General features: G+C 62.3%; 21 protein-coding genes and 1 pseudogene. 12 read left to right on the top strand and 10 right to left on the bottom strand.

What is annotated here, in order from left to right:
• On the bottom strand, positions 1-1,266 hold a 1,266-nt coding region (locus tag A5634_RS09845; RefSeq protein ID WP_065143862.1), incomplete at its 3' end, for a PPE family protein.
• A 210-nt stretch (positions 1,267-1,476) separates the two neighbouring features.
• Here A5634_RS09845 and A5634_RS09850 point away from each other — a divergent pair.
• Positions 1,477-1,707 carry a DUF167 domain-containing protein gene (locus A5634_RS09850; RefSeq protein WP_065143863.1) on the top strand — a complete coding sequence of 77 codons (231 nt, stop codon included), beginning with the start codon at positions 1,477-1,479 and terminating at the stop codon, positions 1,705-1,707.
• Positions 1,708-1,716: 9 nt separating this feature from the next.
• On the opposite strand, the gene A5634_RS09855 is transcribed toward A5634_RS09850, so the two are convergent.
• Positions 1,717-2,670 carry a GGDEF domain-containing protein gene (locus A5634_RS09855; RefSeq protein WP_065143877.1) on the bottom strand — a complete coding sequence of 318 codons (954 nt, stop codon included), beginning with the start codon at positions 2,668-2,670 and terminating at the stop codon, positions 1,717-1,719.
• Positions 2,671-2,714: 44 nt separating this feature from the next.
• Positions 2,715-3,305, bottom strand: a complete 591-nt coding sequence (locus A5634_RS09860; protein ID WP_065143878.1) for a cyclic nucleotide-binding domain-containing protein — start codon at positions 3,303-3,305, stop codon at positions 2,715-2,717.
• Positions 3,306-3,390: 85 nt separating this feature from the next.
• Between A5634_RS09860 and A5634_RS30315 the strand changes: the two are divergent.
• Together A5634_RS30315 and murQ are read left to right on the top strand one after the other, a co-directional pair.
• Positions 3,391-4,149 (top strand): annotated as a pseudogene (locus tag A5634_RS30315) (BadF/BadG/BcrA/BcrD ATPase family protein); the annotation flags it as partial.
• Positions 4,150-4,287: 138 nt separating this feature from the next.
• Positions 4,288-5,169, top strand: coding sequence for an N-acetylmuramic acid 6-phosphate etherase (gene murQ / locus A5634_RS30320; RefSeq protein ID WP_065143880.1), 882 nt, complete (start codon positions 4,288-4,290; stop codon positions 5,167-5,169).
• Here the strand turns inward: murQ and A5634_RS09870 are convergent.
• From A5634_RS09870 to A5634_RS09885, 4 genes are read right to left on the bottom strand one after another with little or no spacing between them, the layout of a single operon-like run.
• A complete protein-coding gene (locus A5634_RS09870; protein ID WP_065143879.1) occupies positions 5,153-5,782 on the bottom strand; it encodes an FKBP-type peptidyl-prolyl cis-trans isomerase in 630 nt (209 codons plus the stop codon). The genes murQ and A5634_RS09870 overlap by 17 nt on opposite strands.
• Positions 5,783-5,834: 52 nt before the next feature.
• Positions 5,835-6,434, bottom strand: a complete 600-nt coding sequence (locus tag A5634_RS09875; protein ID WP_081290326.1) for a class I SAM-dependent methyltransferase — start codon at positions 6,432-6,434, stop codon at positions 5,835-5,837.
• An 18-nt stretch (positions 6,435-6,452) separates the two neighbouring features.
• Positions 6,453-7,598, bottom strand: a complete 1,146-nt coding sequence (locus tag A5634_RS09880; RefSeq protein WP_253861535.1) for a serine hydrolase domain-containing protein — start codon at positions 7,596-7,598, stop codon at positions 6,453-6,455.
• Positions 7,599-7,636: 38 nt separating this feature from the next.
• The gene (locus A5634_RS09885; RefSeq protein WP_065143865.1) at positions 7,637-9,100 is read right to left on the bottom strand and encodes a biotin carboxylase; all 1,464 of its coding nucleotides are present in this window, start codon (positions 9,098-9,100) and stop codon (positions 7,637-7,639) included.
• Between the two features lie 118 nt (positions 9,101-9,218).
• On the opposite strand from A5634_RS09885, the gene A5634_RS09890 reads away from it, so the two are divergent.
• The 3 genes from A5634_RS09890 (at position 9,219) to A5634_RS09905 (ending at position 12,193) form a co-directional block, all read left to right on the top strand.
• The gene (locus A5634_RS09890; protein WP_065143866.1) at positions 9,219-9,533 is read left to right on the top strand and encodes a hypothetical protein; all 315 of its coding nucleotides are present in this window, start codon (positions 9,219-9,221) and stop codon (positions 9,531-9,533) included.
• Between the two features lie 252 nt (positions 9,534-9,785).
• Entirely contained in the window at positions 9,786-10,031 is a 246-nt protein-coding gene (locus A5634_RS09895; RefSeq protein WP_065143867.1) for a hypothetical protein, read from the top strand.
• Positions 10,032-10,642: 611 nt separating this feature from the next.
• The gene (locus tag A5634_RS09905) at positions 10,643-12,193 is read left to right on the top strand and encodes a DHA2 family efflux MFS transporter permease subunit (protein ID WP_065143869.1); all 1,551 of its coding nucleotides are present in this window, start codon (positions 10,643-10,645) and stop codon (positions 12,191-12,193) included.
• A 17-nt stretch (positions 12,194-12,210) separates the two neighbouring features.
• Here A5634_RS09905 and A5634_RS09910 read toward each other — a convergent pair whose 3' ends face one another.
• Complete coding sequence (locus A5634_RS09910; protein ID WP_065143870.1) at positions 12,211-13,542, bottom strand: hypothetical protein; 1,332 nt, start codon at positions 13,540-13,542, stop codon at positions 12,211-12,213.
• 251 nt (positions 13,543-13,793) lie between these two features.
• Between A5634_RS09910 and A5634_RS09915 the strand changes: the two genes are divergently transcribed.
• Positions 13,794-14,543 carry a polyprenol monophosphomannose synthase gene (locus A5634_RS09915; protein WP_065143871.1) on the top strand — a complete coding sequence of 250 codons (750 nt, stop codon included), beginning with the start codon at positions 13,794-13,796 and terminating at the stop codon, positions 14,541-14,543.
• Here the strand turns inward: A5634_RS09915 and A5634_RS09920 are convergent.
• Complete coding sequence (locus A5634_RS09920) at positions 14,528-15,415, bottom strand: bestrophin family protein (protein WP_065143872.1); 888 nt, start codon at positions 15,413-15,415, stop codon at positions 14,528-14,530. The genes A5634_RS09915 and A5634_RS09920 overlap by 16 nt on opposite strands.
• Before the next feature lie 230 nt (positions 15,416-15,645).
• On the opposite strand from A5634_RS09920, the gene A5634_RS27195 reads away from it, so the two are divergent.
• From A5634_RS27195 to A5634_RS09945, 5 genes are all read left to right on the top strand, one after another.
• On the top strand, positions 15,646-15,816 hold the full coding sequence (locus A5634_RS27195) for an HNH endonuclease (protein ID WP_253861534.1): 171 nt from the start codon (positions 15,646-15,648) through the stop codon (positions 15,814-15,816).
• Between the two features lie 757 nt (positions 15,817-16,573).
• Positions 16,574-17,332 (top strand): MBL fold metallo-hydrolase, encoded by a 759-nt coding sequence (locus tag A5634_RS09925; RefSeq protein ID WP_367593453.1) that lies wholly within the window; start codon positions 16,574-16,576, stop codon positions 17,330-17,332.
• Between the two features lie 164 nt (positions 17,333-17,496).
• Entirely contained in the window at positions 17,497-17,955 is a 459-nt protein-coding gene (locus A5634_RS09935; RefSeq protein ID WP_065143874.1) for a type II toxin-antitoxin system Phd/YefM family antitoxin, read from the top strand.
• 2 nt (positions 17,956-17,957) lie between these two features.
• Complete coding sequence (locus tag A5634_RS09940; protein WP_065143875.1) at positions 17,958-18,305, top strand: hypothetical protein; 348 nt, start codon at positions 17,958-17,960, stop codon at positions 18,303-18,305.
• Positions 18,306-18,849: 544 nt separating this feature from the next.
• Positions 18,850-19,980, top strand: a complete 1,131-nt coding sequence (locus A5634_RS09945) for a tyrosine-type recombinase/integrase (RefSeq protein WP_081290325.1) — start codon at positions 18,850-18,852, stop codon at positions 19,978-19,980.
• 387 nt (positions 19,981-20,367) lie between these two features.
• Here A5634_RS09945 and A5634_RS28910 read toward each other — a convergent pair whose 3' ends face one another.
• A complete protein-coding gene (locus A5634_RS28910) occupies positions 20,368-21,429 on the bottom strand; it encodes a hypothetical protein (RefSeq protein ID WP_065143876.1) in 1,062 nt (353 codons plus the stop codon).
• Between the last annotated feature and the right edge of the window lie 153 nt (positions 21,430-21,582).

The raw sequence follows: 21,582 nt of genomic DNA on the forward strand, positions 1-21,582 counted from the left end.
GCCGTTACCCGTGCCGGTGTTGGCGATGCCGAAGTTACCCAGCCCGTTGTTAAAGAAGCCGAAGTTGCCCATGGTCGGGTTGGCGGGGTCGACAGCAAAGTGGGGGCTCACGTTGCCAAAGCCCAAGTTGACGCTGCCGGTGTTGCCGATACCAATATTGGCCAGCCCATTGTTAAACGCCCCGATATTGCCCGCCATCAAGTTGTTCGGGTTAGGGCTGATGTTGCTAAGACCGAGGTTGCCCAGCCCCTGATTCAGAATGCCCAGATTCAGATCACCGGTATTGAAGAACCCGACATTGTTATTGCCGACATTGCCGTAACCGTAGTTAACCCCCAGATCCGCGGCCGCACCCGGCAACACCTGACCCAACGCCGCACTACTAATACTCAGCGGCCCGATACCGATCAAATGATCACCAGTCAAAAACAGGCCCTGGTTGAAATTGCCGTTATTACCGATGCCCAACATCTGCAACGGACCCAACGGCAACCCACTATTACCCGTGCCGGTGTTACCGAACCCCAGGTTCAGCTGACCGTTGTTGAGCAACCCAACGTTCTGCATCCCCCTGTTGAACGCACCCACATTGTCTAGACCGTTGTTGCCGATCCCGAACCCACCAAAGGTCGTGATCGGATCCGTCGGGGTGAAGTTCGGACTGACATTGCCGATCCCCAGGTTCAGGGTGCCGGTATTGAAGAACCCGATATTGCCCTCACCGACATTGCCGTACCCGAAACTGGGCAACAGGGCCGCTGCGGGGGCGACCAGCTGGGAAACGGCCGCTGACGCTCCCGCGTGGTATCCCACCATCGCGGCGACGTCCTGAGCCCACATCTCTTCATAGAGACTCTCGACGGCCGCAATTGCCGGCGCGTTTTGGCCGAACAGGTTCGACAGCACCAGGGACACCAGCCCAGAACGGTTGGCCGATACCGCGGCTGGTAGGACGGTGGCCGCCCGTGCCGCCTCGAACGCGCTTACTACGGACTGTGCCTGCGCCGCTGCCTCCGATGCTTGAGCCGATGCGGTACTCAGCCAGCCGGCATACGGGGTGGCCGCGGCGAGCATTGCCTGCGACGACGGCCCCTGCCACGCCTGAGCGGCCAAGGCCGAAGTCAGCGAAGAAAATGACTCCGCCGCCGAGTCCAGTTCTGCGGCGAGCGCGTTCCACGCGGCCCCTGCCTCCAACATCGGCGCGGAGCCCGCGCCGGTAAACATTCGCAGGGAATTGACCTCGGGGGGCAACACTGAAAAGTTCATCTACCTGTGCCTTTCTCGCCACCATCGGCCAGATTGCGAGGCCGCCATCGCTTGTGATGCGCGAATCTATCGGATGGAAAAGCGAGTTGCATGCGTTTTCGTATGCGATGTACTGATACATACGATTTGCTCACGCAGCTATAAGCTTTCTCTCAGATAACGCCTCAGATCGGCCGTTCCGGCAGATCAGAGCACGTAGCGTTACCCTGCGTGAGCGACTCCGTCGTCGTCAGGGTCAAGCCCGGCAGCCGCAAGGGTCCCCTCGTCGAGGTCGACCCGGACGGGGGACTGACGATTTATGTCCGGGAGCGGGCGGTAGACGGAAAAGCCAACAACGCGGTCACCCAACTACTGGCTGCTCACCTTCAACTGCCCAAGAGTCGAGTCGAGCTGGTTTCCGGAACAACGTCCCGGACCAAGCGATTTCGCATCGTCAGCTGAACCATGTGGCTACTCGGTGGACAAGCCGCGAGAGCGCTTGGCGGCGTACATGTGCTCGTCAGCAAGTCGCAGCAGGTCGCTCTCGCCGGCGGCGATGCCGGCGCTGAACCCCACGGGCACACCGCGCTCAGCCCAGTGGCTGTGCAGTCGCTCGACGACCTGTTCGGCCTCGGCGCGATCAGCGCCGATCAGCATCAGCAGGAATTCGTCGCCGCCGATACGGAAGATGATGTCGTCCTTGCGAACTGACCAGCGCAAGGCGTCAGCGAAGGCGACCAAGAGTTCGTCGCCGGCCTCGTGCCCGTGCTGGTCGTTGTAGTCCTTGAACTTGTCGAGATCGAGGAGTACCACGGCGGATTCGCTGGCGTGCATCGACAGCCGAGGTCCGAGGGTGCTTCGGTCGAGCAGTTGGGTGAGCGCGTCGGTCTGCGCGATCTTCTCAAGCAGCGCGCTCTGCGCCTCTAATCGGGAGATCAGCCACGCGGGGACCTCCGCGACGAGCACCCACATGATCGCGGTCAACACGATTTTCGGCAGGTCGTCGGGCAGCACCCGCGCGCCCCCCAGCACGAAGGCGGCAACACCCAACGGGACGGCCCAAAGCGAGCGCCAGCGTGGACAGGTGAGGCCGATGTAGGCGAACGCGATAGTGATCGTGCCGGGGAAGTCCCGAGTCGCGCGGGAATCGATCACCCCGGCCAAAATCATCACAACCAGCGATGCCACCGACCACGCCATGAGCAACCCACGTCGTTCTTGCCACCCACGAAACCAGCCGACCACCGCGGTGATGCCTGCCAGGATGGCCGACCCAACTAGTAGCCAGCGAAGTCGAGCGCCGGACGCGGCGTCGGCGGGGTGTGTGCTGTACGCGGCATAAATGGCCAGCATTGCCAGATAGCCCGTCAAGCCGATCGCATGCCAGCGACGCACTGACGGCTGAGGTTTCACGCGCCCAGGCACGTGCACAGAATAGTGGCGTCAAAGACGCCTAACGCTTATGTCGGCTAGGTTTTGCCGTTGCGTTCGATCCAGTCGGAGAGCGCGCTCTCGAGGGCGGCCGGCACACCCACACCGGCAGTGTCGGCGGCGTGCTCGAACCGCTCGAGCAACTCCGACGGCACCGAGGCATTGATCCTCGAATGCGTGGGCTTTGGCTTCGGCGGGGGAGCGGCGGCCACGTGGCGCGCAGCGGTCGCCTCCATCGTTTCACGCAGTGCGGGAATCTCTTTGAGCAGCCGAGCCAGGTCATCGCGACCTATGCGCAGCACCTCGGCGGGCCCGATCGTCGTTACCGTCGCAGAGCGCAATTGCCCACGGCGAAGGGCGGATTCGCCGATCACCTCACCGGGACCGACCACCGCGACGCGGTCTTCACCGACGTACACGCCGACCTCGCCGCTGAGCAGGATGAAGCATGCGTCCGACGGCGTCTGCTCGCGTATCAGCGGCCAGGGCACCGACTGCGATGTGTGTTGCGAGGCTCGCACCAGGCGATCGAGCTCGGAATCGGAAAACTTTTCGAACGTACTGAATTCGCGCAGGCGACGGACATCTCGCTGAGTGTCGCGCTCCACGTCCTCTACATCGTCTTTCATGTTGCGCTCCTGATCGCCGATGACCATGACCTCGTGGAGCCTAACGCGATTTTTGGTCATTTCAACGAAAGATGACCGGGGAAAAATGTCGTCGAGAATCATCGATAACACGAGGTGGCAGGTGAGCGCTCAGCAAGCTAACAAAGCGGGGATCCTTGCCGTCGATCTCGGCAAGACGTCCTGCCGGGTCGCGGGCCACGGCCGCCGGATCGTCGGGACAGGTGCGCCGGGGTTGGCTGCGCCCGGTGGGGTGCGTGCCGGCCTGTCGGCAATCTTGGCCCTAGCGCGCGACTTTGGACCGTTCGACGAAGTGATTGTGGGCGCGGCCGGGGCGCTTTCAGCGCCGCACGCCGCGCGCGCGTTGGGCGATGCGCTGCTGACTTCGCTGCGGACAAATAGCGTTGCGGTGACCAGCGACGCGGTGCTCGCGCACGCCGGTGCGTTCGGCGGAGCAGCGGGGGTCGTGCTGATTGTGGGCACCGGTGTGGCGGCACTTGCGATCGAAGCGGACGGCAGCCTGCGGACAGCCGACGGTTGGGGTCCGTGGCTGGGCGACGAGGGCGGTGGCGCGTGGATCGGAGCCGCCGGTTTGCGCGCGGCGCTACGCGCCCACGATCGGCGCGGGCCGTCAACCACATTGCTCGACGCCGCGCTCGCCAGTTTCGGCGCGCCGTCGACTTGGCCGACGCAATTGGCCGATGCAGCTGCGGTCGCGACCTTCGCGCCCGAGGTTTTCGCGGCACGCGACGACGCCACGGCACAGGCGATCATCCGGGCCGCCGCCAAGGCGCTCGCTGCTACGGCCCGCGCCGCGGGAGAGGGCCCGGTCGCGATGGTCGGCGGTCTTGCGGGGTTCGAGGAGTTGCGGGTGGGCCTCGACCTGGTCCCAGCGGCCGGCGACGCACTCGATGGGGCGCTGCGACTGAGCCAGATCCACCAACCGCACGTGATCCGTCTACAGGCGGCTACTGCGACGCACACTCTGGACGCGCTCGCGACCGAGGCGGTGCGCCCCGGTCTGGACGACCTCGACACGCGATCCATCGGCGAGATTATCGCGCTGCTCGTCGCCGCCGAGGGCGAGGCGCATGGGGCCATTTCCGCAGCAGTACCACAGATCGCGGCGGCGGCGGAGGCGATAACGGCACGGCTCGAGCGTGGCGGGCGCCTTATTTACGCCGGCGCCGGGACCCCGGGGCGCCTCGGCGTGCTCGACGCGGCCGAATGCGGGCCGACATTCGGCACCGAGCAGGTAAGGGGAGTGATCGCGGGCGGGCCGGCAGCGCTCACGGAGGCGATCGAAGGCGCGGAGGATGCATTTGATCCGGCCGACCTTGCCGATCTGACGGCAGGCGACGCGCTCGTCGGGATCACCGCGTCGGGTCGCACACCGTATGTCGTTGGGGCGCTTGAACATGCACGCGGGGTCGGTGCGCTGACCGTGGCGATCGTCAACAACACGAGCGCCGAGGCGTCGGCGGAGATAGTGATCGAGTTGCTGACCGGTCCGGAGGTGTTGGCCGGTTCCACGCGCTTGACGGCGGGGACGGCCCAGAAGGTCGTCTTGAACGCACTCTCGACGAGCGTGATGATCGCGCTGGGCAAGGCCTATGGTCCGCGGATGGTCGACGTGCGCGTGACGAATGCAAAGGTGCGACGGCGCGCGGTGCGCATCGTGCGGGACGCTGCCGGGGTCGACGAGGAGACAGCTTCCGCCGCGCTCGCCGCCGCCACTGGTCACGCGAAAACGGCGATCGTGGCGCTGCTCGCCGGCGTTGATGCGGACGAGGCCGCGGCCCGGCTCGACCGGGCACGCGGGCGGGTCCGGGACGCGGTCGACCGCGGGCTTAGCTCGAGGAGCTGAGGATCTTGATCGCGAAGATCAGCGAGTCGCCCGGCAGGATGCCAGCACCGGGCTGGCCGTTGGGGTAGCCGTCTGCGGAAGTCATGGCGACGGCCACCGTGGACCCGACCTTTTGTCCCGCGATGGCCTTTTGGAAGCCTGGCACGACCCCGCCGAGCGGGAAGTCAACCGGGGCGCCTCGTTCGTAGGTGGTGTCGAACACCGAACCGTCGCGCCCATTGACGCCCATGTAGCAAACCGAGACCCTCGCCGTGCTGGGCACGACGGGACCGTCACCGGCGTGCAGGGTGTGCACCTGGGTCTGGGCCACGCTGAACGGTGGCGTCACCGTCACGCGCGGGGCTGCGGTGTCTGTGGATCCGGTGACTGCGACGCTGCCGGTAGTCCCAGCCAGGGTCCACTCCGGTGGGCCGCCATTCTGCGGGGCCGTGGTCGGACACGCTCCCGCCGTGGCAATGATGGTTGGCCGCGTCAAGACATCGGCGGGCGCGGGCGTGCTCGCCGACGAGGTGGACGACGTGTTCGTTGGGGAACCGCAGGCCGTGGAGGCCAGGACGACCGACGCGGCGCAGGCAAGGAGCGTAACGGCCGAAGACAGGCGCGAGGAATTCACCGTGGCCACGGTACAGACGCCACGTGCCGCCGGTGCCGTCGGACCGTTCGACTCACCGAAGAATTGCGACGAGGAAGTCGGAGTCGTCGCCGAAGGGGCGCAAATCCCAGCTGGACAGCAACACATCCGGCGCGAGTCCGGCCGCTGCCGCATCGTCGAGAAACTCATCGAACTCATAGCCGCGACCGGCGCCGAAGCCGATAACCGCCCGGGCGCCGTCGGCGAGGTGGGCTCGCAGGTGGGTCAGCACTGCGACCCGGGTGCTGGGCGCAAGAAAGGTCATGACGTTGCCGGCGGACAGGATGGCGTCGAACGGTTCGGGGATGCCGCGGGCGGGCAGGTCGAGGTTCGCCAGGTCACCGACCAGCCACTGTGGGCCGGGATGGTCTCGTTTGGCGGCCTCGATGAGCACCGGGTCGACGTCGACGCCGACAACCTGATGGCCCACCGACGCCAGATACCCGCCCAGCCGGCCGGGGCCACATCCGGCGTCAAGGATCCGCGCTCCGCGAGGCACCATGGCGTCGACGAGGCGGGCTTCGCCGACCAGATCCTCACCAGCGCGTGCCATTGAGCGGAAGCGTTCGACATACCAGTGCGAATGCCCAGGGTCTTCGGCGACTTTTTTCATCCAGAGGCTCTGCTCGGCCATAGCACCCATTGTTGCAAGCTAGGTTTCAGCGAGTTCGGCTGCGACCGCATCGAACGCGCGCAACGTGTCCAGCATGTGCGGTTCATGAGTGTCTGGTTGGGCGGAAAGCTTGGCGGCAACAACTTCCGCGGCGCGGTTGACGTAGATCATTTGGCCGCACATGCCCTGACACAGCACGACATTGTTGCCGGGGTAGGGGAACCACATCTGGTTGCGGTACATCCCGCCGGGCATTTCGTTGTCGTCGGGGCTGGCGGCGAATGCTTCACGCGAGTCGGCCCCGCCGCCCAGAGTGTCTGCGACCCATGCCGCAGGCATTACTTGTCGGCCGGTCAAGGAGACACCGTCGCGCAGGAACAGCGACCCGAACCGGACCATGTCGGTGAGACAGGCGCTGATGCCGCCGTCGAAAAACCCTGTGCCTGAACCGTCTACGCCGATACTGGCATCGCCTTGAGCGCCGATGCGGCTCCACAGCAATTCCGACATCAGTTCCGGCATCCGCTGGGCGCCAACGACTTCGCAAATCCAGCCGAGCACATCGGTTTCACAAGAGCGATATTGAAACGGGCCGCCGTGCGCCGACTTCTGGCGCAGACTCAGCAGGAACTGTTTCAGTGTGGCCGGGGCGTTCGGAGTGCTTCTGGGCGCCCAGCCCATTGCCTGATCGAGCAGGTGGATCTCCGCGGCGGGGTCGAGGTAGTTCTCCGAGAATGCGATACCCGACCGCATGTCCAGCAGTTGGCGCACCGTGGCACCGGCGTAACCGCAGTCTCGAAGGTCGGGGACGAATGCGGTAACGGGCGCGTCCAGCTCAATCGCGCCGGCCCCATGCAGCGCGCCGACGACCGCTGCCACCAGCGACTTGCTCACCGAGAACAGCAGGTGGCGGGTCTGTGGGCCGAAGTCGGCGCAGTACTCCTCGGCCAGCATCGAGCCGCGGTGAGACACGGTCCAGCCGTCTGTGGCTGTGGTAGCCATGACGGCGCCAACGGTGGTCGTGTCCCCGTTGGTGCTGGTGACCGGGATGTCGGCGACGGGGGACTGGGCCGTTCGCAGCGCGGCGGTCGGTCCGGTCCCACGTGGGATTACCGCGGTCGGCACCATGTCTTCAACGTGCTGAAAAGACCATTGCGCGTACGGCGCCGACAGCCAGTTGCCCAGCGAAATGCCGGCCGGGACGCGACTCACGCAGTCGCTGCTCACGCCCGCGCGACAAGACGCGAGACGATCGGCGATGCTGGGGCCAGAGGAGTGGAGACGAACTTCGCCTTCATGCCCTTGACCCAGCGTCGACAGCGTTCGGTGAGCTGATAATCGTCGGTCTGCAGGTGGCCACGAGTCACGAGAACGCCGAGTTGAGCGCCCTCGGAACGCAAGTCGCCCGGTGCCGCGACCCGCATGTAGAAGGCCTCGGACCCGTCGAGCAAGGTGGCCCAGTCGTTGGCCGACCGCGCAAAAGACACGCGACCGTCGTCGTCAATGCGCCACACACCGGTTCGCGGCGTCGCGGTGAACAGTTCGATCTCCGGTGAGGTCTCGGTGAGGATCACCTGTCCCCAGACCTCGTCCTCGCCGTAGCCACGCTCCCAGCGCGCGTTGATGTCCTCGATGTCGAGTTCATACTCCACGTCCATGTACTCGAGCAGGTGGAAGAGGAACAGCGGCATGTCCGCGTAAGCCTCGGTCGTCAGGTTCGTCATCGGGCTGGCGCCACTCAAGCGGGGATTCAACTCACCCAGGTAAAGCTCCCCGGAGTCCAGGTCATGCAAAAGATCCACCTCGAAGTAGCCCCGGTAACCCTCGCGGCTCAGGACGGCCCCCAGCTTGCGCACCATTTCGCGAGCGGCATGGGTCTGCTCGGGCGGTAGCACCTCGCGCCAGATGTCATTGCCGCACCAACTGCCTCGGTGGGGGGTGAGTTCGGAATAACCGACCAGACTGGTCATCGCGGGACCGATCACCGTGCCATGGCGGGTCACGGCACCTTCGATACACACCTCGACATTGCGGATCCGCTTCATGACTTTGACTTCTTGCTGGCAGCTCAGATCGGCAGCGTGCTCGTCCCAGTCGCGCTGGCCGTGCACGAAGAACGTGCCGCTGCCGGCGTTGCCGTATGCGACGGAGATGACGAGATCGTCGCCCAACCCGGCGTTTTGCGCCAGCGTGAGCAGTTCGTCGTAGGAGCCGGCCCGCCCGATCGCATGCGGCACGCTCGGTACGCCCGCCTCGTTGGCCAGGCGCGTCATGACGATCTTGGAGCCTAGGCGCTCGCGCAGTTCTACCGGCGGGTGCATGATTTCCAGGCCTGCCTGCCGGGCAAGAGCCTGGGTTTCGCCGTCCAGCATCACGAAGCAGACCTTGCCGCCGGGTCCCCGGCTCGCGATGAATTCGAGTGTCTCGGGATCCGACAGGAGGTGATTGCAGACATCTCCCATGGAATCGAAGTCGAGGCGGTCACGTCGCCGGGGCACGAACACGCGCGAATGTGTGCCCTCGAACGAGTCAAAGTAGGTGAGGTAGAAGAAGTTTCGTATCCAGCGGTCCAGACCCAGCAAGTTGAACGGGGTCGGCGAGATGAAGTACAGCGGTACGGCGTTGGTGTGAAAAAACGCGCGTACGTCCGACAGACCGTTCAACACGCGGGGCGACTCGGAGTTCATTGCACAAGTCTGCGTCATGTCTGTGGCCGCGTGGTGTTTTCGCCCCTGCGAATTGCTCTTGCGGTTTCGGGTCCAGTTCGGGTCAGCTTGGTATAGCTCGCACAGGAAGGTTCAGCTAATGATCAAGCGAATTCTGGGAGTATCTGCAGTGTCATTCGCGGTCACTGTGGCCGCTGCGGTGAGCGCGTCCCCGGTTGCGCGGGCAGACACCTACTGCGGCAAGTCGAGCGCCGGGGCATCGGTGTTCGCGGGCAACGCAACCACCTCGTGCGAATTCGCGATGAGCACCGCCGAGGCTTACCACTCCTACGGGCATGGCTCGGAGCCGTTTAGCGTGCGCAGCCCGGTCACCGGCCAGACCTACTCCATGACGTGCACTGCCGCCGGTTCGGTGTGCCAGGGCGGCAACAATGCCCTGGTCTACTTGCGCTAGCCCCGCGGCTTCCACCGCAATAGCGCTGCGGCACAATGGATCTCAGCAGTGCTGCAGGTACATTTCCCGAAAACCCGCAATCACTGTTCGCCCGAGGTGACCCGTTGCGCGGGCGCAACTCTGTGCTGTGACCGTTAAGGATCGGCTACCGCAATCGTGATTTCGCACTCGTAGCGTTGGAACTACGACAGATCCGAAGCTTTCGACCTCATGATTAGGCCGATCGGCATCCGCAATGACTAGGGGGCTGATATGACGACCGCAATCGCCGCGGACGAGCCAATCCAGGGCCACGCAGCCCATGCGCATGACGATGTCACTCTTGCGGTCGCAAGAGTCAACGCTCTTGGCTCTCGCGGGGAGATCGTTCGCGCCGAACTGAAGCCGCGCTGGCGAGTCACGGAGGAAGAGATCTTACGGGCGTCTTTCACGGTGCTTTTGGTAGCGCTCGTCACGGTGATCGGCGTCGCCGCAAGCGCGATCTGGACGATGGGGTAGCAACGAGGTTCGACGTGGGGCATCAAGCGGGCACCTCCTCAGCGGCCCTCCCGAGCGATGCGCACGTTGAGCACGCCCCCGTGGTGCACCGACGGTCGGCACTCAGTTGTGTTGTGACAAAAGTCTGAACAACTAGCGTCGCCATCACGTACCTCCACCCTGGTTTCCGATTCTTTTTCAGGCGCCTCACTCTTACGTATCCCGAATTGTGACGACGAGGTTCGAGCTAGCAGGATTCATAGAAAGTCGCTACACGTTCGTGGACTTCACAAGATTGACGCTGCTGTAGATTATTCCCACCAAGGGCAGGTCGAGAGCAGGAGAGTGATGACGGATACGGCCCAGCCAGTTAGCACTCCGAAGGATTTCTCCCGCATTGTGCGTTTGCTGAACGAGAGTCGACTTCTGACTGAGCCGATGCAGCGCGAGGCCTTAGGCAGCCACCTCGCCGGCGTCGCACCTTGGCCCTGGATGAGCTTGCCGCTCGCCCGAAGCCAAATGCTGCAAACGATCTCCACTCCTTAGCTGACTTGAACACGATGCGAGAGTTGTGATGCCCGTGCCCGCTTGGGATCTCGATTGACAACGGCATGACGAATCGGAGACTGGTAATGAACACCCACGCCCGTCGGCAAGTAGTGCTAGCCGTAATTTGCCTTAGTAACTTCATCGCCAGCATCGACTTGACGATTGTCAACGTTGCATTACCCACGTTCTCCACCGCGTTGAAAGCTAGCAACGCACAATTGCAATGGATCGTGGACTCGTATGCGCTCACCGCGGCCGGATTGCTCCTGGCAGCCGGAAATCTTGGAGACCGTTACGGCAGACGTGGGTGGCTCAGCATCGGACTGCTTGTGGTGGCCGCCTCGTCTGCGTCCGCGGCTACGGTGCAGTCAGCCGATGCGCTCATCGCGGCACGCGCCGTCATGGGCATCGGCGCAGCGATCATCCTTCCGACAACGCTCGCCTTGGTCACCAACATCTTCGTCGACGCCACCGAGCGCGCTAGGGCGATAGGAATATGGTCGGCGGTGATGGGGCTCGGAGTAATTGCGGGACCTATCTTGGGCGGGTGGCTCATCGAGCAGTTTGCCGTGGGGTCGATATTTTGGATCAACGTGCCGATAGCTCTCATTGCCGTTGTCGGGGCAAACATGTTTGTGGAGACATCACGCAATCCCGACCGCTTACCAGTCGATGTGCCCGGTTTGCTTGTTTCAGCGATCGGCATCACCGTATTGACCTACACAATTATCGAGGCGCCCAATATCGGCTGGTTCACTTGGAAAACGGTTGTCGGTGTCGCGATTTCCGCTATCCTGCTCTCGGCCTTCGTGTGGTGGGAACGCCGAACATGGCACCCAATCCTTGACCTGTCGATTTTCGGGAGTAGACGGTTTTCCGGCGGAAGTGTCGCCGTCACCGCTGCCTACTTATCTATGTGTGGGTTCATCTTCGTCGCTACGCAGTACATGCAATTCATCACTGCATACAGCGCTTTCGACACGGGGGTGCGGTTAGTACCGCTCGCAGCCACGTATGCGGGGGTGAGCATTGTGGCACCGCGGGTTGTCGAACGCCTGGGGACCACCGCTGTTGTCACTGCTGGGCTGATGATCTTCGCAACCGGTGTGGCTGCCACAGGAAGCTTCGACGATCGCACACCCTACTGGGCCATCGGGGCAGCAATGGCTTCACTGGGCTGCGGGCTGGGCTTCACAATGGCTCCGGCCAGTGAGGCAATCATGGGATCGCTCAGCCTCGCTGATGCTGGCGTCGGATCCGCGGTGACGGGCGTAGCTCGTCAACTAGGCGGCTGCTTCGGCGTAGCCCTCATTGGCAGCATCTTCGCATCCGTATATTCACATTCGCTAGAGAACAATCCCGCGTTGTATGGCATCAATCCAACCACTCTCGCCACGATGCGAAAGTCGATGGCAGGCGCAAGGCATGTACTTGAGCAGACGCCCGCGGCACCCCAGATCCGTCACGCAGTCGAGTCGGCATTTCTGGAAAGCATGTTGGTTGCCTGCTTGGCATGCGCTGCATTCGCCGTTGCGGGGGCGATCGTCGTCGCCTTTATGTTGCCCGCGCGAGCACAAAGCACTGAGCACAGCGAGACGGCTGCCCCGGCTACCGCGGGTCCGGGGTCGGCTTAGGCGGCCTCGACAGGCTCCTATTGCCATCCCGCCCGGAACTCCAACGAGAAGTCCGCCAGGGAATCCCAAACCTGCTGGCGCAGAGCGTCATCGGAATTCGGGCAACCGGGTTCGTAGGATAGGACAGTCAGGAAGACAAGCCCGCCCGCACGACCTGAAACCAGTTGGAGCCGTCCGCCGATACGGTGCACGGTTTTTTGCGTCATACCTGGGTAGCGCCCCATGATTGCAAAACGGTCCGCTTGGGTGCCGTCTGGCCGCGCGACAAGCGCAGGAATGGTGCCAAGGTTCGAGAAATTGACGCTAGTCGGGCTTGTGGCGGTCACACCGACGATTCGCCGAACCAACCATTGCGGTAATAGAGGAACGATCGGCAGTAGCGCCCGTCGCTCGTCGGGTGTATTTTCGCGCAGCCTAAGCGCCATTTTGATCGTTGCGCGTAGCTCACGGAGGTCCGGGGTGACGGATGCAGGATCAACCGTGAAATTGAGGTGGGCAACCGCATTCCCGCGCGTGTCGTCGGCGGTCCTCTCGTCAACTGGCATTGTCAATAGCACCGAACCATCCGCGGCGACCCTGCCAACCCGCTCAGCAATGCGGACCGCTAGTCCGGCAAGCAACGTATTACTCGTGCCTCCTAGCGATTGCGCTTGAGCGTCCCATGCCCGAGCATCGATGAACACGGTGGCCGTCGGCATGGTGACGCAAACATCCGGTCCAACAATTGGTCTCGTCAATGCATTTGCGGCGGATGGGGCGCGATCACCGGTCGATCGGACTCGTCGAATCGTGGCAAAGGCGGCCCGGCCGATCTCGGGGAGTTCACGTACGGTCTGCCATGTATCCTCCAAGGCCACTGGCAAACGCCGGCGTGTACCGCGAGGACTCCAGATTCGAGCATCCCCCAATTCGCTAGCGGCAGCTGACAACGCTTCGTTTAATCCGGTGCCATCGACTATGCAGTGTGAAGTCACCAGACTTATTCCAGTGCCGCCGTCGGTAAATCGAAGCAACGCTAAATGCCACCCAGGCCCGCGCTCGGGGTCGATGGGCGAATGGGCCTGTTCCTCGAGCCAGTGGTCGAATTCCGAACGGTCGCGTTCATCGGACACAACCTCGATCTCTGTGTGGCAGTCAGACGACACCCAGCGATGACGACCGAAAGGAACCGGTAATCGTTCGATGAGGCGAGACAGTCGACCGAGCTTCAGGTTGCAATGGAATTGCTGCAGAGCGTCGGAATCTATGGCGCGGTTGTATAGCCAAATGTACTGCACCACATCAGTCATCCCTGTTGCTCGCTCGCCGACGAAGATCGCCTGGTCGAACAAATCGATGACATCCCTCATCTGCTGAGGACCCTCCAAATAGATCGATCTTTGGACAGCGGCCGACGTTGCTCAGCCTTCAGCGCAGCATGACACGACGGCGGACATGGCTCGGGTCAACACGCATAGGCCGGCCATGAATCATGGTGTGCCACCTGAGATCCGTAGTTCTTGGCCGGTCTCGCAAGTGTTTGCCGGCCCCTTATGCTGACATCGGTATCGCCGTCATAAGCCGTGGCGGCCTTTTTAATATCGGGCGTTCGAGGAGCTGAATGACTGCCGCTGTCCTGCTGATCATCCCTACTTACAACGAGGTTGAGAACCTGCCACTGATCTATCGGCGCGTCAAGGCGGCCTGCGCCGATATTGATGTCCTGATTGTCGATGACGACAGCCCCGATGGCACCGGCCACCTCGCCGATGAACTAGCAGCCGCCGATCCGGAGCGTACGCATGTGCTTCATCGTGCTGAAACCGACGGCCTGGGTGGGGCATACCTCGCTGGATTTAGGTGGGGCTTAAGCCGCGGCTATTCGATTTTGGTCGAGATGGACGCTGACGGCAGCCACGCTCCCGAACAGCTGCACAGGCTGTTGGAGGCGATTGACGCAGGGGCTGATCTCGTCATCGGTTCTCGGTATATCCCAGGCGGCGTCGTCCGCAACTGGCCGCGGCGACGCATTGTGTTGTCAAAAGCGGCCAACACATATTCACGCTTGATCCTGGGCATCGGCATCAAGGACGTGACTGCCGGATACCGTGCCTACCGGCGCGAAGTGCTGGAGGCTCTTGACTTGACCTCGGTGGACTCCGCGGGTTTCTGCTTCCAGGTCGAGTTGGCCTGGCAAACCTCAAGAGCTGGTTTCACCGTCGTCGAGGTGCCGATCACCTTCACTGAGCGCGAGATCGGCGTGTCGAAGATGAGCGGATCCAACATCGGCGAGGGGATTGTGAAGGTTCTCCAGTGGCGGCTCAGCGAATACCGGAAGCAGCATCGCGCAGGTACTCACGCAGATTCGTGATTTAACTTCTCGATACCCGCTTGGGCATAGACGTTTCGGTGAATCGCTTCGCAGATGTCCTCAAGAGGGAGGTCATTCGCGTCATACCCAAAGGGGTCTTCGATTTCGACGCCAATTTCCTCGATGCCGAAAAATGTGTAAGCGATGACTAGGACGTCGACAATGGTCGTCCAGCCGAAGGTCTCGACCATGGCGAAGGGGAGGGTGAAGCAATAGAGTACAAGCGCCCGGCGCAGGTGAACGGCGTAGGCGAAGGGCATCGGCGTTTTGCGAATTCGTTCGCAGCTGCCGAGGTAGTCGACCAGGAGCTGAATGTTCTGGTCCATCGACGTGAGCATGATGTCAGAGATCAAGCCGCGCTCACGCGCCTCTCGCAGGCAACCGGACATGCTGCCGGCGACAGCGAGTGCGGGGTGCTGGGCGTCGATCGCCTCCTGCGCCTCGGCAAGCGGAAGTTCCGTGATTTGCGGCCCGAGGACTTCAGTAGCACGCAGACTGTGCATCACCGCCCATGGAAAGGCAGCTGTCCATCGAGTGAGCCGGGCGACCACCTCCGGATCCGCCTTTAGGTATGTGCTGGCGCTCCGCACGAGGTTCCGTGTTTCATTTACGATCCCTCCCCATAATTTGCGTCCCTCCCAAAAACGGTCATAACTGGAGCTGGTGCGGAAAACCAGAAGGAGACTGAGGGCTAGGCCCATCAGTGTGTGCAGTTGGATTGGCATGCTGACCGGAGCAACATAATTGTGGAAGGCGACAACCGCTGCCCCCCAAGCGACGCATAGGGAGACTCGACCGCTGATCTCCCGGACCAGCGAGCCGCGGATATCAAAAAAGTGGCTCAGCCATTTGTGCGGATCATATTCAATCATGATTTATTTCGCCTAGTCGGGAGAGACGCTCAGCATGCACGCGCGGGTTCTTCGTGACGGTTTTTACGGCGACGGCTACGGCACGCTCCACCTGCGGATCATGCCCCTCCTGCACCGCCGCCGGATCGTTTCAGATTTCGATGCCTGGCGCAACACGCAGCGAATCGATCGAGATTAGACGCCTCATACTGGTTCCCGGCCAGCGGGATACTCGGAGGATCCCGCAACACGTGAAATCGGCTGTTTGGCAACGTGACGGCGGCATGTGTACGCAATGTAAGGAAAAACACTACCTCGAATACGACCACATCATCCCGCTCGCCCTCGGCGGCGCCACGAGCGTCGACAACCTGAAAATCCTATGCCGCCAATGCAATCTCCAAAAAGGCGCACGCATCTGAGCCGAAGATAGCAGTTACTGCACGAACCAACTGCGCGTTGTTTCCGTTGAACGATTGTCATCTCGGCAGGGAATGGTCAGTCCAGAGCGGATGCAAGCCATTGACCAAGCGCTGCGCTTCGTCCTGGATCTGTGATGCCCAGCCCTCGGGGCAGCGTTGCGCCGTCATCATTACTTCGGATGAAAAGAATTGGGGCGCAGCGCAACATGACGCACTTTGCTGGTAGTACGCCATTTTCGATTCCGCCAGATTCCCGCGATGTGGGTGTCTGCCGGGGGGATGGGGGAACGGTTGGCGACCACGTAGTTGACCTCCAGTGAGGCGGCACGCATAGGCTCCGGCGAGGTTGCGATTCAGGGGGTTGATTGTTTGCTAGCGTAGCGACGACCTCGCACTTCGATCAACGGGGAGTCGATGTGGTCCGCCGCGCACTGGGCTTCCGAACATGTTCCGAAAATCAGGTCGATACGACCACGGCAGCCCTCCGCACCACCACGCGCCGCCCCTCGGACCTGAGCAAGCACTCCGCGCTCGTGCTCCAGTCGAGGCGTGTCACGCCAACCGTCACAGCGCTGCTGGGGTAGCGGTTGCTGGCAATCAGGTTGCGTATGAGAGGTTCGGCAAATTACGCAACACGGGCGTCGACAGCTTTGTGGCCGACAACGAATCGGGTGATGGTGACGGGACTATGGTGAGCGTAGCCGGGACGAAACCGAACTTTGTCGTCGTTCCTGATCCTGGTTGAAGGGCGGACTGCATGCAGAAGATCCGATCCGATCTGTGGGAAACTCGCACCGACACACCGTTTCCCGGCTTGATGACTCACGCTTACCTGTGGACTCAACCCGAACGGAATGTGTTGTTCTACAGCACCGCTGGCGATGCCGATTTCGATGCGATCGAACGACTGGGCGGCATCAAGGATCACTTCTTGTCGCACAAGCATGAAGCAAGCCCGGTCTTGGCCCGGATCGCCGACCGGTTCGGTTCGCGATTGCACGCGCCGGCCGCGGAAGCCGCCGAGATCAGTCGGCACGCACACCTCGATGTCCCATTGGAAGGCCGCCGTGCCCATGGCGCGGGCCTGGAGGCGATTCCCACGCCCGGCCACACCCCGGGCAGCATGTGTTACTTGGTCAGCGGTGTCGACGGTGGAACCTATCTGTTCACCGGCGACACGACCTATGTCGGCAACTCCGGCAAGTGGACCACGTTCCTGGTTTCCGACAGCGACCCTGCTGCGTTGCGATCGAGCCTGGAGCGTGGTGATTACCAGCGCGTCGCGCCGGGAGACCGGCGTGAACGTGCTCGGGGACCGTCGCTGGTCAACCTGTATTGCGGAAGCGCTGGCAAGCTTGCCCGCCAAAACCTGACATCAGCTGACCGGAACCGAAACCCGTTGTGCCGCAATAGAAAACGGCTACGTTTACTGGTAACCCGCCATATCCGATTCCGCCGTATTCCCCACGTTGTCGTGTCGGTCGGCGGCCATGTGGGAACAGTTGCAACCGCGTAGTTGACTGCCGGTACGGCGGCACACATCGGCCCCGGCGAGGTCAAGGTCCAGGGGGAGTGGCTTGTTTGCTAGCGGGGTGACGGCTTTGCATCTGTCGATCAACGGGGAGTTGATGTGGTCCGCGCACAGTAGACTTCCGAACACGTTCCGAATATCATGTCGATATGACCACGACAGCCCTCCGCGCCACCACGCGCCGCTCCTCGGACCTGAGCAAGCACTCCGCAGAGGTGTTCGCCGAGGCTGAGGACCACCCCGTCACGGTGACTCGGCGCGACGGCGAGGCGCTCGTGCTCATGTCGCAGCGCGAGGCGGAAAGCCGCAACCGTATGCTCCAATTCGCCGCGCAGCTCATCGGCGTGGCGGTGGACGACAACGGTCCGCTCGCCGAGCGGATGTCCAGGGCCTTTCCGTGGATGCTCGCACTGTCACCCGACGACCGGGCCACCTGCGCCCAGGACCTCGTCGACGCCGCGCGGGCGTCGTTCTCCACTGGCCAGCCTCATCTGGTGCTCGCGGAACTGACCTCGTGGAAGGAGACCGCGACCGCCATCGCCGCCGGGCTCAACCAGGGCGAGCCGGAGTGGTTGGACGATGACGACGTCATCGTGAAGCGGCCGTAGCCGTGGCCGCCAAGCGCGGCGAACTGGTCCCTCGTCCTCCGAAGAAGATCGAGTACGAGATTCGCTACGCTACCGGCGACGCAGCCAAGGGCTGGCAGGACCTCGCCGCAACAATCCGCAATCCCCTCGCAGATGCCTGGGACTTTCTGACGCGAACCCCTCTCGCCAAGACACCAACCAACTACCCGCTGCGTGGCGAACTCGGCACGATCGCCCGCGGAGGCAAGATCCACGAGCGCTGGCAGCACAAGCCAACGCTCAAGGGCACTGCCCGCATCTGGTTCTTCGTCGAGGACCGCACGGTGTACCTGGAGCAGGTGCATACCAGTCACCCGAACGACACAAAGTAGGGCAGTTCACTGCCCGGACAGGTTGTCATCATTATCTGAAACCCGACAACTTGAAGCCGAAACGACGGGAGGAGTCGTGACCTCTGTCGGCCCGTCGAATAAATCATCGGATGAAAACGGCGTACTCGACCTGACATAATGTCGCTTATCGGCAATTAGCCAATGCGAACCGCATCAGATGCAAGGCCTCGCACCTTGATGCGATTGTGTCCGATCCGGAACTAGTTGGGAGTAATCCGGGAAAACCTGGTAGCTGTCCGATTTCTCGCCCTCCGTTCCAGAACTATCTGACAGTGACACCCGCCCAGGTCCCTGCCCGTGCACCTGCGGATCTTCGGCCGGCGTGGACATAACGCTGAGTCTGAATCCATGACTATCTGACAGCGCCGGACAGGACGATCGACAGTCCAGAACTACCTGACAGCGGCGGACAGTCCGCGCCTTCGAAGTCCAGCGTGAACCGTTGAATTCGTCACTGTGACGTTATGTAGGTGATGCAGCGTCCCCTGTTCACGCAGGCTGGAACCGCGTAGCACCCAATAATATGGATAACGTTGATTATCCATCGTTCATCTGCGAGGCTGACCGTGTGTCGCATGAGACCAATCCCGGCTACTCCGTCATCGAAGGCGCTATTGAAGCTGGTGCCGTCGCGCCGGCCGTCGATGAGATCCCCGAGTGGTTCCAGCAGTTCTTGGATCACCGGCAGGCAAGTAAACCCTCGGCGCACACCATGAAGGCCTATCGCCGCGACTTCGTCGCCATTGCCAATCTGCTTACCGGTGGTGAGCCGGCCCGTCTCAGTCCAGCTGACATAACTCGCGATTCGATGCGGGCTGCGTTCGCGGCGTTTGCAGCCGACCACGAGGCGGCATCGATCCGACGCTGTTGGTCAACCTGGAATGTGTTGTGCACCTTCCTCTATACCAACGAACTTTTGGCGGCCAACCCCATGCAGCTCGTTGGACGACCGAAGCTGAAGAAGCCGCTGCCGAAAGCGCTCCCCCGAACCGCTGTGGAAGCATTGCTCTCTGCTGTCACGCAGGAGTCCAATACTCGCCGAACAGATTGGAAAGAAAGAGATCTCGCGCTCATCCTCACTGCACTCCTCGCGGGACTGCGGGCCGAAGAACTGCGCCTGGTCGATGTTGGCGACATACGAACGCTCGACGACGGCTCCGCAGTGATCAACGTGAAAGGCAAAGGCGGCAAGGAACGCAACGTCCCCATCGAGGCAGCCCTGCTGGAGATGATCGGAACCTATATGGATAGTCGTGCCGGACGGTTTCCTCAGAGCAAGAAGCGCACATCGTCGCCGACGAGTAGACCATTGTCGGGCTGGCCGCATTCCGCCCCGCTGTTCGTCGGTCGGGACGGTGAACGGATGACGCGGGGCACTCTACAGTCACGTATTAAGCGCGCGTTCAAACGCGCAGGGCCTGAAGCGCGCCCCGTGCCCGGCGCCCTGGTGCACGGCCTTCGCCACACCTATGCAACTGAACTCGCGACCTCAAATGTCAGCGTCTACACGCTGATGAAACTCCTCGGACATGAGTCGATGACGACGTCGCAGCGTTACGTTACGGCGGCGGGGATTGAAACACGAAGTGCGGCAGCGCAAAATCAGCTCTACTCACTACTGCCCAAACAGCGGAAGGAAGATGGGACGAGCTGAAACGAAGCGATCGACTTGCCCCAACGACTAAGGAAGGCCCCGCAATGAGTAAGCGAGTGAGCCTGATTCTCCGCGACGCAGACGAGGCGATGATCGCTCCCTTCCTCCATCGGGGCTCGCCAGCTTTCGAGGTTCTGCGACAGTGGGCACACCACAATGACTACGCCTCGGGCGACATCAGCTCGGATGCCGCTGTACTGCGGATTCTGCTTCGGGTGGGCGCTGAGGCTATGCACGAACAAATCCTGGATGCTGGCTACGCCCAGCTTGCGTCCGAGCTCAATAGCGCATCAACAAAATTCGAGCGACGGGCCGCACGGGGTCGTTCTGCGTCCCAGTCCGACGAGCTCAGATGAGCATCTTTACGCTCCGCGGCGGTCAGACGTGTCAGGGCCGGCAAGTTCCGCACGGCAGGATGGGCTTTCGCACGGTGTTTGCGGCCCACTCTTCGGCGTCCGCCGACTTAACGGCGCACACCTTGACGTAGGTACCAGTCCATGGCCCGTTGTGCGGATTCTGACCGCTGATGGTGCGGCACGTTGCGCGATGCACCCGCGCGGTAGACACGTTGTAGTTACGGGTGATGTTCACGACGAAGCCTTCCGGGTTGGCGGCGAGCCATGCGAGATAGCCGGCGTCGTCATTCCGGAATTCGTGTGCGCGGGTGCGTTGATCCACTCCGGCGAGTGCATCAGCTGGCACGACGTCGACGAACTCGCCAACCGGTCTTTGTGGGACGTCGAGCGGGCTGTCCTCGCTAACACTGGCGGATTGGGCCGAAGCGTAGATGCCCACTACGACCTTGTTGCCGGCGAATTGGTCCACGGTGCAGTGCAGGCCGAGTTCGGTGATTCGGCCGTCGCGGGGATGCCATGCCTGATCTGGCCGGGTACGACCCAGCAGGGGGTCGAGCGCGTCGATCGTCTGCTTCCAGAGGTTCAGCCAATTGCGACGTGGGCCGACCACGAAGGACAATTCGAGCCGAACTGGACCATCCGGTAGTACGGCAGCGCCAGAGACGGCGGCGTGGATAGCCTCCTTGTAGGCGACGCTCGTGGAAGAAGCCGCAGTGGTCGCGACGACCACACCGGCGGCGGTGGGCGCAGGAATTTCTCGGGCGGCACAGATCCGCACAGACGATTGTTCGCCATGGCGCTTCGTGCACCACACCGACACCAAGTCGACATCGTGCAGGCGCGATGCGAGCGGATACGCGTAGTTATCCAGGTCGCTGGCATCGAGCAGGTCTCGTGAACTCGGTAAACCGACGTCGAGGCGCAGCGCCCACGGGCCCCTGATCCGTGCGCCGCCAGCGATCAAATCCTCCGTATCGTCGAGGTACTCCTGCAATCGGACCTGATATGGATCGTCAGCCTTGTTCCACGAGGCGAGCCGCGGGGCGACCCTCAGCTCCAGCGAGCGATTATCAGGGCGGGCAAACCAGCGCATCGGATCAAGATAGCGCGGCGCACCGACAGGCCTCGGGCGAAATCAGAGCCGAACCAGCTGCGCAGATTCAGAGACCGAGGAATTGTCAAGACCTGTGGATCGGGGTGTTTCAGGCGACCTCCGTTCCGGCTTGCTGGGCGTCGCCGTCTGATG

The organism is Mycobacterium asiaticum, from assembly GCF_001673365.1.
Classification (GTDB): domain Bacteria; phylum Actinomycetota; class Actinomycetes; order Mycobacteriales; family Mycobacteriaceae; genus Mycobacterium; species Mycobacterium asiaticum_A.